7 protein-coding genes and 6 pseudogenes are annotated in these 13,174 nt (G+C 68.2%); 7 read left to right on the top strand and 6 right to left on the bottom strand.

Annotated elements, in window-relative coordinates; translation table 11 throughout:
* Nucleotides 1-156: 156 nt before the first annotated feature.
* The 5 genes and pseudogenes from ACMTAK_RS20990 to ACMTAK_RS52675 all read right to left on the bottom strand — a co-directional run.
* Nucleotides 157-279, bottom strand: a pseudogene (locus ACMTAK_RS20990) (transposase); the annotation flags it as partial.
* 160 nt (nt 280-439) lie between these two features.
* The gene (locus tag ACMTAK_RS20985) at nt 440-631 is read right to left on the bottom strand and encodes an HNH endonuclease (protein WP_413807644.1); all 192 of its coding nucleotides are present in this window, start codon (nt 629-631) and stop codon (nt 440-442) included.
* A 286-nt stretch (nt 632-917) separates the two neighbouring features.
* Nucleotides 918-1,244, bottom strand: coding sequence for a hypothetical protein (locus ACMTAK_RS20980; RefSeq protein WP_413807643.1), 327 nt, complete (start codon nt 1,242-1,244; stop codon nt 918-920).
* A 187-nt stretch (nt 1,245-1,431) separates the two neighbouring features.
* Complete coding sequence (locus ACMTAK_RS20975; RefSeq protein WP_413807642.1) at nt 1,432-2,394, bottom strand: hypothetical protein; 963 nt, start codon at nt 2,392-2,394, stop codon at nt 1,432-1,434.
* A gap of 305 nt (nt 2,395-2,699) precedes the next feature.
* Nucleotides 2,700-2,835, bottom strand: a pseudogene (locus tag ACMTAK_RS52675) (IS701 family transposase); the annotation flags it as partial.
* A 73-nt stretch (nt 2,836-2,908) separates the two neighbouring features.
* Between ACMTAK_RS52675 and ACMTAK_RS20965 the strand changes: the two are divergent.
* From ACMTAK_RS20965 to ACMTAK_RS20950, 4 genes and pseudogenes are all read left to right on the top strand, one after another.
* Nucleotides 2,909-4,030: an IS630 family transposase gene (locus tag ACMTAK_RS20965; protein WP_413807640.1), complete on the top strand. Its 1,122-nt coding sequence runs from the start codon at nt 2,909-2,911 to the stop codon at nt 4,028-4,030.
* 56 nt (nt 4,031-4,086) lie between these two features.
* A pseudogene (locus tag ACMTAK_RS20960) lies at nt 4,087-4,900 on the top strand (IS701 family transposase); the annotation flags it as partial.
* 663 nt (nt 4,901-5,563) lie between these two features.
* The gene (locus ACMTAK_RS20955; protein ID WP_413807639.1) at nt 5,564-6,211 is read left to right on the top strand and encodes a DUF4232 domain-containing protein; all 648 of its coding nucleotides are present in this window, start codon (nt 5,564-5,566) and stop codon (nt 6,209-6,211) included.
* 175 nt (nt 6,212-6,386) lie between these two features.
* A complete protein-coding gene (locus ACMTAK_RS20950; protein WP_413807638.1) occupies nt 6,387-9,293 on the top strand; it encodes an AfsR/SARP family transcriptional regulator in 2,907 nt (968 codons plus the stop codon).
* Between the two features lie 278 nt (nt 9,294-9,571).
* On the opposite strand, the gene ACMTAK_RS20945 is transcribed toward ACMTAK_RS20950, so the two are convergent.
* Nucleotides 9,572-10,042 (bottom strand): hypothetical protein, encoded by a 471-nt coding sequence (locus ACMTAK_RS20945; RefSeq protein ID WP_461773815.1) that lies wholly within the window; start codon nt 10,040-10,042, stop codon nt 9,572-9,574.
* Nucleotides 10,043-10,175: 133 nt separating this feature from the next.
* On the opposite strand from ACMTAK_RS20945, the pseudogene ACMTAK_RS20940 reads away from it, so the two are divergent.
* From ACMTAK_RS20940 to ACMTAK_RS20930, 3 pseudogenes are all read left to right on the top strand, one after another.
* A pseudogene (locus tag ACMTAK_RS20940) lies at nt 10,176-10,973 on the top strand (IS110 family transposase); the annotation flags it as partial.
* Between the two features lie 388 nt (nt 10,974-11,361).
* Nucleotides 11,362-11,496, top strand: a pseudogene (locus ACMTAK_RS20935) (IS30 family transposase); the annotation flags it as partial.
* Between the two features lie 301 nt (nt 11,497-11,797).
* A pseudogene (locus tag ACMTAK_RS20930) lies at nt 11,798-12,733 on the top strand (IS1380 family transposase); the annotation flags it as partial.
* Nucleotides 12,734-13,174 lie beyond the last annotated feature (441 nt).

The raw sequence follows: 13,174 nt of genomic DNA, 5'->3' as shown, positions 1-13,174 counted from the left end.
CAGCCGCAGCAGCCGCAGCAGCCGCAGCAGCCGCAGCAGCCGCAGCAGCCGCAGCAGCCGCAGCAGTCAGGTTGGCGACGATCCACTGTCACCAGCACGGCAGCAAGCCGGAGGACGACGTGGTGAAGTTGTTCAGCGGTATTCACAGCACATTACTGAGGCGGTGTCCGAGGCCAGGTGTAAGGACACGCCCGCCTGGCAACTGGTGACCTTGCCGGCGGTGCCGGTGTACTGCCGCGACACACAGGCCGAGGCGTCGCCGTCCTTGAGGAGTTGGGTCGGGGACGGGACGCCGTGCACCTTATCGGGTGTCGGTTTTCCCAACCCCGACCGCCGAGTGATGTAGGCCGCCGACGAGGTGCCCGTGGCGTGGGTCCTTTTCCGACGGCCCCTTCCCGAACGGAACGGGCGTGATTCCCCGCATTCCGCTCTCCAGTGATCACGTCCGTTTAAGAGCGGTGAGCCGCCCGGCGTGAATGTCTTCATAGCAGCGTCGGCAGATCACCAGGGTCTTTCGCCGTCGCATAGCCATGAGATGAACCCACGCCGGTTTCTCTCGCCGTCCAGGCCGGTTGAGATCAGCGAGCTTCCGGACGTGATGGACTTCCAACTGCGTCCGGGATTCGCACATCTCGCAGCATTCTGCAAGGATCCCGGGGCATCGTGGGCTTCGAGGAACCGACCTGGGAAGCAGTTCAGCAGCGGCGGGCCGAGTACGAACCCTGGATGGATCACTGACTGGTGCTCGATTCGATCACTAACCTGGCCTCCAACGTGACCACGGCCCAGGAGTACCTGGCACGAGCAGCACGACGCTCATAGCCCGGGTCCTGACAAGCCTCAACCGCATCCTGCCGCAAGGCAGAGCGAGTTCAATCGCCACGGGGCGAACGTTGCTTGATGCGGCACTAGCTAAGCTAGACGACGTAGACCAGGCTGAATTTGCCTGGAGCTCGCGCGGTGGCCATGTCGCCGATGGTCACGTCCACGTCGCCGCCGCCGGGTTTCCCGCGCAGCTCCCGGGCGATGGGCTCCGATTTCTCCAGCCCCGCCACGCGAATACCTCGCGCGCTCAGCGGAAGTGCGACGCGTCCCGTCCCTACGGCGAACTCCAGGGCCGGGCCGTAACCCGCGCGGCGTTCGAGGAAGTCGACGGTGGGGCCCAGGACTTCAGGGGTGTACATGTGGACGGACAACTCGTCGTAGCCCTGGGCCACATGTTCGTTCCACACGTCTGGGTCCATGATGCCGAAGGCTGCCAGGGCGGCCGGTCGCCGAGCCACTGGTTTTTGCCGCTTGCCAGTCGACACCGCTCCGGCGCGGTCCGTCTGGCCAAGGACGGTGCGGTGAAGGTGAGCACGATTTCCGGGTGGACAACGGGGACATCACCCCAACCAGTGCCGTCGGCCGGTTGCGCAGGTGGGAGAAGGCTCAGCGGGGTACATGGCCTGGCCCATACGTTTTCTGCTGTGAGGGGGACGCACTCTGGGATCCTCGGGGAGAGGGGCGAGAAGAGTTCGACATATTGTGAGCCGTGCCCTGCGGGAGCAAGTGAGACGGCGAAGCTGTGGTTAGTTCAGGCGGCTCCCTCGTCTGCTTTTCGGCCCACTCGTCAGCTGATTGCCTCGGGCGTAGAGGGGGCGAGGCAGTGCCGAGAGGACTGGGTGGGCGACTCGACGGCCGACTGGCATTCGGGTCCAAAGGGCTCACCGGGCGTGCTTCACTGTCCTGCCTCGGTGCCGCGTCACTGCTCGGCCGGCTAAAGCGTGCAGTGAGTGCCTCCCACTGTGACCTCCCTTCCTCCGTGACCTTGATGAGCTTTTCCGCCGCTGCTTCTGCGTTCGCCACTCCTTCGGCGTGTGCCGCTAGCAGTGCTTCGCCAGTCGGCGGCAGATCTGGCAGCGTGCCAAGCTTGGGCAGATTGAAGCTTGGTGGACGGCTGGCCTGCGGGCCGTTCTTCTGTTCGTTGAGTAGTTGCTCCTGTTTGTCCAGCAGTTTATTCAGTAGCAGTTGGTGCTCCCAGTCATTTCCTACCAGATGCGTCTCCCTCTTAGGGACTTCACCCCACAGGGGTGTCTTGCCTTGTTTGTCGATTCGCGACAACACCTCGCGTGTGACGTTCACGACGGCTTTCTCGCCACCCTTTTCCGCTACGTTATTCAGCTTCCCTTCGTGGGCTTTCGACATCTTGGGCTCAGGAGGATCCTTGAGCACAAAGGGGTTCTCCAAAAACCCCTTAAATTCCTGTGCGGTGTCCCGGATCGCCCGCCTGAGAGAGCCGTAAACCATTTTCCGGGCCAGCTTTTCCTGTTCCCGCTCCTGCCTCCGGGCTTGCTTTTCCAGGTGCTGGGCCGTGGGTTCCTTGGTTATTTTTCCCGGCTTGGCTTCGGGCACGACTGGCCTTCCCTTCATACGGCGACAGCGCTGACGCGAGTTACGACGGATCTCACGGCCAGACAGTTCAATGTCCGTGCTCTCCGAGGAGAAGCGCGTCGAGTTGCCCCGCCCGGCGGACCGGTGAACAAGCACGCCGCCGACGAACGCCTCCGCGAGGTCGGGAACAGGGCGAACATTGCCTGATGCGGCACTAGCGTCACCCCCAACCCGGGGTTCCACCTGCCTCCCGCTTCAACCGGTGACTGCGATGACCAGCGGCGGGGTCTCCCTCCCGCTCGATTCCCAGCGCCTCGTGGCGCACAGCCGGTGTCATCGATGATCAAGGCGGTCGGTCTGATCGCCGGGGCCATCCTCCTTGCCGTCCTTGCCCAGCCGGGCCGCCATCGGCTCCACCGATGTGCGCTGCCCATCCAGCAGCGGTCCCCGCAGATAGAGACCCCGGCCCACCGACAAATGAACCTGACCAAGCCCTACTAGTGTCCTGCGCCAGTAGTTGATCGTTAGTAGTTGCATGACTTCTGCTGCTGGTGCGTCAGTTCCTCGTCGGGGCCCGAAGCTGGAACCGTTGCTGCTGTCCGATGACGAGCGGGCGGTGTTGGAGCGGTGGGCGCGGCGGGCGACATCGGCCCAGGCGTTGGCCCTGCGCGCGCGGATCGTGCTGGCGTGCGCAGGGCCGGAGGTGCCGCCGATCGTCGCGGTCGCCCGGGATCTGCGGGTGGCCGCGGACACGGTCCGCAAGTGGCGGCGGCGGTTCCTGGCCGACCGGTTGGACGGCTTGGCCGACGAGCCCCGGCCGGGCCGGCCGCCCACGATCGACGTCGACCAGGTGGAGGCGGTCGTGGTCGCGACGTTGGAGGAGTTCCCGAAGAACGCCACCCACTGGTCGCGGAAGTCGATGGCGGACCGGAGTGGTCTGTCGAAGTCCACTGTCGGCCGGATCTGGCGGAAGTTCCAGCTCAAGCCGCACCTGACGGACACGTTCAAGCTGTCGACGGACCCGCTGTTCGTGGAGAAGGTCTACGACGTCGTCGGCCTGTACTTCAACCCGCCCGAGGGCGCGGTGGTTCTCTCGGTGGACGAGAAGTCCCAGATCCAGGCGCTGGACCGGTCCCAGCCGGTGCTGCCGATAATGCCGGGCATGCCCGAACGACGCACCCATGACTACGTCCGCAACGGACTGACCACCCTGTTCGCCGCATTCGATGTCGCAACCGGCGAGGTCATCAGTGCCCTGCACCGCAGGCACCGGGCAGCGGAGTTCAAGAAGTTCCTGATCCGCATCGACAAAGAGGTGCCCGCGCACCTGCAGGTCCACCTGATCGTGGACAACTACGGCACCCACAAAACCCCCGCGATCAAGGCGTGGCTTGGCAAACACCCACGGTTCCAGCTCCACTTCACCCCGACCGGCTCCTCCTGGATCAACCAGGTCGAGCGATGGTTTGGCTTCCTGGCCGACCAGATGATCCGCCGTGGCGCACACAAGAACGTCCAGGCCCTCGAAGCTGACATCCGCGCCTGGGTCAAGAACTGGAACGAAGACCCCAGGCCGTTCATCTGGACCAAGACAGCCGAAGAAATCCTCGACTCCCTCGCCCGCTTCTGCCGACGGATCTCCGGCGCAGGACACTAGCGGTGGTTTGTTGACATCGGGTCGGGACCGCAGTAGAAGGATGAGCAGGGTGTGTGATGACCGCTCGTCGTCCGTGTCCGCCGGCTCCGGGACTACTGGAGCAGTACGCTGTCGGCTTCGATGATCTGATTGACTCCCTGGCTCAGCGTCGGGGTTTTCGTCAGTACCTCACGGGGCTGCTGGCGCCGCGGGAGCGGAACAAAACGCTGACATGCCTGGCCGGGGCCGAGCCGGTAGCGGGAGCCCAGCACCCCGCAGTGCAGCGGCTCCAGTTCTTCCTCTCCGAATCCCCCTGGGAGCGGAGCGGATCAACGCCCGTCGTCTTGAGCGGTTACTGGATGATCCACGCACCGCTCCGCATGCCGGTGGGGTGCTGGTCATCGACGACTCCGGTGACCGGAAGGACGGGACCGCGACGGCGAACGTGGGCCGGCAGTGGCTGGGCCGATACGGCAAGACCGAAGCGGGGTCGTCACGGTCACGACATTGTGGGCGGATGAGCGGCTGTACTATCCGCTGCACGCCGTGCCCTACACCCCCGCCCGCCACTTCCCCAAGGGCCGCAGCGATCCGGGCTTCGCCACGAAACTGCAGATCGCTGCCGGACTCGCCCGCCGGGCCACCCAGGCCGGAGTGGACTTCCGCGCGGTAGCGGCTGACTGTGCCTACGGCGACCAGGACGATTTCCGAAGTGAACTGGACGGCGCCGGACTGCTGTTCGTGATGGCCCTCAAACGGCGCCGCGGCACCTGGGCGTACGGCCCCGATGCCCACACCCCCATCGACGCTGCCCGGGAACTGGCCTGGCACGGACCCGACCGTCCGGGCGACTGGACGGCGGTGACCCGCACCTTCCGCGACGGGCACACCACCGACGGATCTCCGCGGCGTCGCGACGCCCGGCGCGCCGCGTCGCCGCACCGCGCGAAAGCCCAGGTAGCTCCGCTACGAGGGCCTTCGCGCGGCACGGTCCGGGCAGGATCGGCAGTTCACCTCGGCGAACCGGGCCCGTAGACGGGTGTTCCCCTTCGTCCTCAGCTCGGGCCCAGGACACACTCCGCCTTGGGCTGACCGCGGTGCCGCCACCCGCGAAGCGGGAGCGTCCGCCGACGGAGACGTGCTCGATCGCCCAGTCACCGGTCGCGATCACCACCCAGGTCCTCGGACCGTCCGACGCCACTCGGCTGTTCCGTCGGACGCATCGTAGGTCGTCGGGCCCGGACCGCGGGCCTCTGGCACGGCTCTGGGGGATGGTCCGCGTGGGTGAGGGCGTGGGCCGGTCGCGGCCAGGACATCACCCACCGGGAGGTGGCCATAAGGCAGATGAGACTGTCCGGTGCGGCGCGCGGGCCCAGGTCCACGGTGCGGAACTCCAGGCCACCTGCGCCTCGGCCTCACTCGTTCGCGCGCGGTGTGTTTGCGGGACGCGAGTGAGACGTTTCCAGAACGTCAGTGGCCTCGGGAACATTGATGTCCACACCGCGAGAGCGGTCAAAGGAACCTCCCGCACGAAAGGCAAACGAGAACCCGAGCATGCGTACCTCCCGGATTCGTACCGTCACCCTGGCCGCCGTCACCGCCGCGCCGGCGCTGGGCCTGATCGCCTGCGGCGATGCCGACGGCGACTCGAAGGCGGCGGGCGGCGATGTCGCCGCTGGTGCCGCGCAGAGCCGGTCGGCGTCCGACGGGGACGACAAGGGCGGCTCGGAGCAGGCCAACAGCGGCGGTGACACCAAGGAGGGCGCGCGCTCGGCGACCGGCTCGGGCGGGTCGGACGAGGTCGCGAGGAAGGACGCGACGGCCGACGTCCAGCAGTGCCGCGGCGACGGGATTCGGGTGACCGCGGTGCACCGGTTCGCCGGGCAGCAGGGCGATCACCTGCTGATCACCGCGTCGAATGCGGGCGCCGAGCCATGCTGGGTCACCTCGTACCCGGCCGTGAAGCTCGGCGACGACGACTCCGTACTGCCGCACTCGAAGAAGGACAATCCGGGCGGCGCCGTGACCCATCCCAGGGCCACGGCGAGCCCATGGCCGGAGACCTTCATACGTCGCCGCGTCGCCACCCCGGGGTGGCGACGCGGCGACGTGTCGGCGTCTGCTGTGCCGCAGGGGCACAGATGTGGCTGGTTGGCCGTCGGCGCGTCCGCGTTGGCGGATCAGGACCACAAGGAGCGTTGATCATGGCGTGGAGCGTCCGATGGACCGTCGCGCTCGCCGGCAGGGGCTTGCGGCCGGTGCGGCAGTACCACGAGCCGCGGGACCGCGCCGCGGCTGCGGGCGATGTGCTCATGACAAGCAGGCCGCTCACGGCTAGCGGCACACTGACCGCGCGAGAGAAAGCGCCGGCGGGTCTATGAATGCGGCCTGCGAGAAATCCCTGCGCTTCGCGGTGCTGGGGCCGGTCAGGGCATGGCTCGGTGAACGTGAACTGGACCTGGGCTCGCCGCAGCAACGAGTGGTGCTGGCAGCGCTGCTCCTGCGACGTGGGCGTCCTGTCACGGTCGCCGAGCTCGTCGACGCGGTGTGGGGCGACGAGCCCCCGCCCGCGGCCGTGTCCGTGCTGCGCACCTATGCGTCGCGGCTGCGCAAGGTGCTGGAACCGGGGCGTGACGCCGGTGAGCCCCCGCGGGTGGTCGTCTCGGCGGCGGACGGATATCTGGTCCGTGTCCCGGAATGCTCCGTGGACCTGGGCGTGTTCGAGCAGCGGGTCGGCGAGGCGAAGCGGCTGCGCGCCGCGGGTGAGGTGCCGGCCGCCGCGGAGCTGCTGCGCGCCGCGCTCGACGGGTGGGAGGGGACGCCGCTGGCGGGCCTCCCCGGCCCGCTGGCCGAGGCCGAGCGTTCCCGGCTGTCCGAGGAGCGGCTGACCACGCTGGAAACCCGCCTGGACACCGAGGTCCAGCTCGGGCACCACAGTGAGGTGATCGCCGAGCTGACCGCGCTGACCGGTGAGCATCCGCTGCGGGAGCGGCTGTGCCGACTTCTCATGCTGGCGCTGTACCGGTCCGGGCGGCAGGCCGAGGCGCTGGCGGCCTACCGCAGGACGCGACGCACCCTGGTGGCCGAACTGGGCATCGAACCCGGCGCGCCGCTACAGGAGCTGCACAATCGCATCCTGGAGGCCGACGCGTCACTGGATTCCTCCCCGCCGGAGAGGGGTACCGAGTCGTGGGCGCCACCGGCCGCCGGGCACGGGACCTCCCCGGCACAGCTACCCGCCGATCTGCCCACCTTCACAGGCCGTCACGCCGAACTGCGGCAGGCCGAGGCCCTGTTGTCCGAAAACGGAACGCCTCCGGCCACGGTACTGATCAGCACGATCGGCGGGATGGCGGGCATCGGCAAGACCACCTTGGCCGTGCACTGGGCTCACCGGACCGCCCACCGCTACCCCGACGGGCAGCTCTACCTCAACCTGCGCGGTTTCGACCCGACCGGTCCGGCCATGGCACACGGGGAGGCCATCCGCGTCTTCCTCAACGCGCTGGGCGTTCCCTCGCAGCGCATACCCGCATCCCCCGAGGCCCAGGCGGCGCTGTACCGCAGCCTGCTCGCCGACCGGCGGGTGCTGATCCTCCTGGACAATGCCCGCGATATCGAGCAGGTCCGTCCCCTGCTGCCGGGCTCCCCCGGATGCCTGGTCATCGTCACCAGCCGCAACCAGCTCACCGGCCTCATCGTCAACGAGGGGGCGCGTCCGCTGATGCTGAACCCGCTGACGTCGGCCGAGGCTCATGACTTCCTGGTGCGCCGCATCGGTGCCGCACGGCCGGCGGCGGAACCTGAGGCGATGGACGAGATCATCGCGCGCTGCGCCCGGCTGCCGCTGGCCCTCGCCATCGTCGCCGCCCGTGCCGCCACCCGCTCCGGTTTCCCGCTCGAAGCCATCGCCGAGGAACTGCGCGACAGCCGGGACAATCTCGACGCGTTCGACGGGGGCGAGCTCGCCGCGGACGTACGAGCCGTCTTCTCCTCCTCGTACGAGGCCCTGTCCGCCCCAGCCGCCCGGCTGTTCCGTCTGCTGGGCCTCCACTCGGGCCCGGACATCTCCCAACCCGCCGCGGCCGCCCTCACCGGACTGCCCCTGGGCGAGACCCGCGACCTGCTCCGGGAACTCACCCGCGCCCACCTGCTCACCGAGCACGCACCGGGCCGCTACACCCTGCATGACCTGCTGCATGTATACGCCGCGGAACGCGTGGTCGCGGAAGAGACACCGCAGGAGCGGGATCAGGCCGTGGAGCGGCTGCTGTGCTGGTACCTGCATACCACCGACGGCGCCTACGCCCACCTCATCCCTCATCGCTGCCGCCGGATCCCCCTCGGAACACCACCCTCCGGCTGCCACCCCCAGGCGTTCACCGAACACGACACGGCCCTCACGTGGTGTGACGTAGAACGCCCCAACCTGGTCGCCGCGGTGCACCAGGCCGCCGCATCCCGCCCGGACCTCGCCTGGCGGCTGGCCGTCACCATGTCGGAGTTCTTCTGGCTCCGCGGCCATCTGCACGACTGGCTCGACACTGCCGGGACCGCACTGGACGCCGTCCGCGCCGCCTACGATCCCGCGGGCGAGGCATCGAGCCACACCGACGTGGGGATCGCCCTGACGATGGTGCGCCGCTTCGACGAGGCCATCGACCATCTCCGAACGGCAACGGCCCTTTGCCGGGAGCTCGGGGAGACGTACGGCGGGTCCGTTGCCCTAAGCGCCCTGGGCAATGCCTACCTTCAGCTCGGCCGCCCCGGCAAGGCCGCCGAATACTTCCGCCGCGCGCTGGCCCTCGCCCGGGCTCTCCACAACGCCTTGTGGGAGGGCCTCGCCCTGGCCATGCTGGGCGAGGCCTACGAGCGGCTCGGCCGCTTCGACGAGGCCATCGACCACGTGGAGCAGGCGTTGACCGTCCTGCGCGCCAGCGGCAACCGCTGGGGCGAAGGCGTCACACTCGACACCCTCGGCACCATCCACCACCGGCTCCACCGCTACGACGACGCGATCGACGACTACCGCCGGGCGCTCACGGCGTACCGGGCCGGCGGCAACCGCTGGAACGAGGGCGAGACCCTCGGCCACCTCGGCGACGCCCTCCTTGCCGCGGGTGACCCGGAGGCGGCCCGCGCCAGCTGGCGGCAGGCGCTCGCGGTCTTCGAGGAGTTCGACCATCTGGACGTCGAGGAAATCCGGGGGAGACTCCGCCGACTGGACGGACGGGCACCGGACACGGAACGGGACCCCGCCGCTGCTCCCGCGCCCGTCCCGTGACTCCGACCAGCCCGAAGACGAACACGATCCCGGCCGTGACCACGCTGCGCGTACTCCGCGTCCGCTGAGTGCCGCCGACGGTGGCTGGGCCGTTCCTCAATCCGAGCCGTCGGCCAGACCGGTACCGTTGGCCGCTGGCTGCCACCGCCGCGAAGTGAACGACACTCATCGCCGCCACCCCGCGCGCACCATTCACCATCAACACACCTCCCGTTGTGGCCTTGTCATGATCTGGATCACGGCGCTGCCGCACGCCACGGCCGGGGGCGGGAAATGGTTCAGCGTCCGTCCACCGAGCCGGAGGCGGCGTACGGTCGCGGAGCGGAGTTGAGCCGTTTTGAACCGTTTCCCCACGGAGCCCGTTGCGGTGTGCGGGACCGCCGTGGCGCCCTGTCGGTCCTCGGCGATCCGGGGCGGGCCTCGTGGAGATAGAGCTTGACCCGCTGGTAGTTGATGGTGGAGCCGTAGTCCTTCACCAAGCGCTCGTGCACCACAGCACCCTTGATGAGGATCTCCGCCTTCAGCATCGCATCGATCAGTGGTGCGACCTCGTCCACCGCTTTCTTTCGCGGCTGGCCGTTCGACGTCCTCCTCGGCGGTGCGGCCGGGGCCTGCCCGGACAGGTACTTGCGGACCGTCTTCCGGTTCAGGCCCGTCTCCTTGGCGATCTCCGTCAGAGTCACCGCACCGGATTCGAACAGCGCACGGAATCGGCGGATCTCCAACCAGCGTTGCGGGTCCAAGACCATCGTCAGCTGCCCTCCGCCGCCCTTTACCAACCAGCAGCAGGGTGCCGAGCAACAGGACTCACCGCATCAACAAGCGGCCCTTTTCACTCGTACGTGACTGGCCGCGTTCACGCGTACGGCGAGGGGACCGCCGATGATGCTGATCGGTATCGATCCACACAAGTCGACCCACACAGCCACGGCCGTCGATCCCGGAACAAACCGTGATCACGCATCGATCCGCATCGACGTGACGCTTCAGGAGTACCAGCGCATGCTGGACTGGGCCCGCCAGTGGCCCCAGCGGCGATGGGCTGTCGAGAACGCCAGGGGCCTGGGACACCACCTGACGTCATGGCTGCTCGCCCGGGGAGAACAGGTCGTTGACGTCCCGCCCAGCGCCACCGCCCGCGTCCGTCAGTTCTCCCGCGGCGCAGGCCGCAAGAACGACCGGATCGATGCCGCCGCAGCGGCATGCGTCGCCGCTCACCAAGGCGACGCACGACCCGTGCTGCCCGAGAGCTCAACGGATGTACTGGCGCTGCTGGACGAACGGCGCAGCAAGCTCGCGCAGGTCAGAGTCCGCGCAGTGAACCAGTTCCACGCGCTCCTGCGGGCACTCCTGCCTGGAGGGGCGCCGCGCGACCTGTCGGCGGCCAAGGCCGAGCATCTGCTGGAGACGGTCGTCCCCGTCGGCTCCGCCGAACTCACCCGTCACGTCCCCGCCATTGACCTGATCGCCGAGATCCGGACATGGGACGTAAAGCTGAAGGACAACGCAAAAGCCATGGCCGCGCTGGTCACCGAATCCGAAAGCCAGCTGATCGACACGCCGGGCATCGGAGCCGTGACCGCCGCTCGCCTCCTGGGCCGGACCGGAAACCCCACCCGCTTCCCGACCGCCAGCGCGTTCGCGCAGTACGCCGGCACCGCACCCATCGAGATCGCCAGCGCGGAGCGCGCACGCCACCGTCTGTCCAGGCGCGGCGACCGCCAGCTCAACGCGGCACTCCCACACCGTGGCCATCACACAGATCCGCATGCACGGGACCCGCGGCCACACCTATTACCAGGCCAAAATCACCGAAGGCAAGACACCCCGCGAAGCGCAACGCTGCCTGATACGCCGCCTCGCCGATCACGTCTGGCGCATGATGGTCGCCGACGAACGCCGCCGCACCCAGACGACGGGCCCAGGAGGACAACCGGGGGGCGACTACAGCATCCAGCGCGGCCGGCCCAACCCCGACGGCCGACTCTTCGGACAAGTCACTTCCCGGACCCGCCGAAACCGAGCCTACGTCACCACCCCAACGAGCTTGACAAACACAGAGGCACCCAAGGACACCGACCTAACGGTCCACACCCGCGAACACCTCAACGCCGTGGCTGCCGAACTCAACAGCCGCCCACGCAAAAAGCCCGGCTGGGAAACCCCAGCCGAGCGCCTGCATACACTCCTCACGGCCGCCTAACACTGACCACGTGTTGCGATGATCGCTGGAATCCGCCAGCGTGTGGTTCTTCTGGTCGACGCGTACGTAGTCGTCGCGGCCGTCGCCGTCGAAGTCGGCGAGGTCGGTGCGGCCCGAGGGGTGGGTCATGCCGGGGGCGATGGTGCCCAGCGCGCGCCAGCCCGGCCCGGCTTTGCTCTCAGCCGAGTCACACCCGGCGTCCGGCTTCTGCGGAGCGGGCTTCTCGATCCACCCCTCGGCCGCGGCTTCCATGACTCCCGTGTTGAACTCGTAGCCGAGTTTCGCGTAGCCGGCGTCGTATCTCGACGGCGTCCTCGTGATCGCCCACTCCGACAAGGAGGACGCGGCCGCGACCTGGAAGAAGACCTACGGCCATCACCCGCTGACGGCCTTCGTCGACCACGGGCCGGGCGGAACCGGTGAGCCCGTCGTGGCCCTCCTCCGACCGGGGAACGCGGGCTCGAACACGGCAGCCGACCACATCATCACCGCCCAGCTCGCCCTGGCCCAACTGCCCAAGCACTACCGGCGAGGGCGGCAGACCCTGATCCGCACGGACTCCGCGGGCGGCACCCACGACTTCGTCTCCTGGCTCGCCCAGCGAGGACGGTGGCTGTCCTACTCGGTCGGCATGGTGATCACCGAAGCGATCCACGAACACGTGCTGAAGGTCCCCGCCTCAGCCTGGGCCCCGGCCGTCGAAACCGACGGCGGCGCCCGTGACGGGGCCTGGGTCGCCGAACTCACCGGCAAGATCCTTAACGGCCGGCCCAAGGGCATGCGACTGATCGTCCGCAAGGAACGGCCCCATCCTGGCGCCCAGTTGAGGATCACGGACGCGGACGGCATGCGGATCACGTGCTTCGCGACCAACACCCCTGACCAGCCGATCGCCGCACTCGAGCTCCGTCACCGGCTGCGGGCCCGGGCCGAGGACCGGATCCGGGCCGCCCGGGCCACCGGCCTGCGCAACCTGCCCCTCCACACAACAGCCCAGAACAAGGTCTGGCTCGAGATCGTCCAGATCGCCCTCGACCTGCTGGCCTGGATGCCCACGCTCGCCCTCACCAGCAAGGCCCGACTCTGGGAACCCCGCCGCCTGCGATTCCGCCTGTTCTCCGCAGCCGCCCAGCTCGTCACCACCGGCCGACGCCGCATCCTCCGCCTTGCCCGTCACTGGCCCTGGACCAGCGAGATCACAGGCGCCCTCGAACGGCTCGCCCTCCTACCCAACCCCGATTCAACAGCAACTTTCCCATCCCTACGAGAACACCAGCACAGTCCGGTGCAGTGGAACCCGACGCCCACCCGAGGCGACACCCGGGCCCCTGGTCTGCCCTTCACCAGCCACCGAAAACGAAACGGTCCACCGACTCCGTCGGCGGACCGTCATGCAAGATCGAGGCTAGCAAGCCGACGGACCCTCATGCACGATCGAGCCTACGAGTTTCAGAGGCCCCGCCGTTGCCAGTGACTGCTTGAGTGGTGGTAACCCTGCTGCCCGCTGGACTGCGAGTAAGAATTCGAATGGCCAGACGTCTGCTCTGGTTGGGTCGCCATGGCCCACTCCGCCGAGGGATTGCCGCGCGGCACCCCAGCCCGGTCCAGGATCCCTTCCATCGTCCGCTCGTATCGAAACCCCCTTCGCAGCCACTTATCCGTGGCCTTGGCATGTTCG

The organism is Streptomyces lacaronensis, from assembly GCF_047337785.1.
GTDB classification, from domain to species: Bacteria; Actinomycetota; Actinomycetes; order Streptomycetales; family Streptomycetaceae; genus Streptomyces; species Streptomyces lycopersici.
This window is presented reverse-complemented; position numbering and strand designations above follow the sequence as displayed.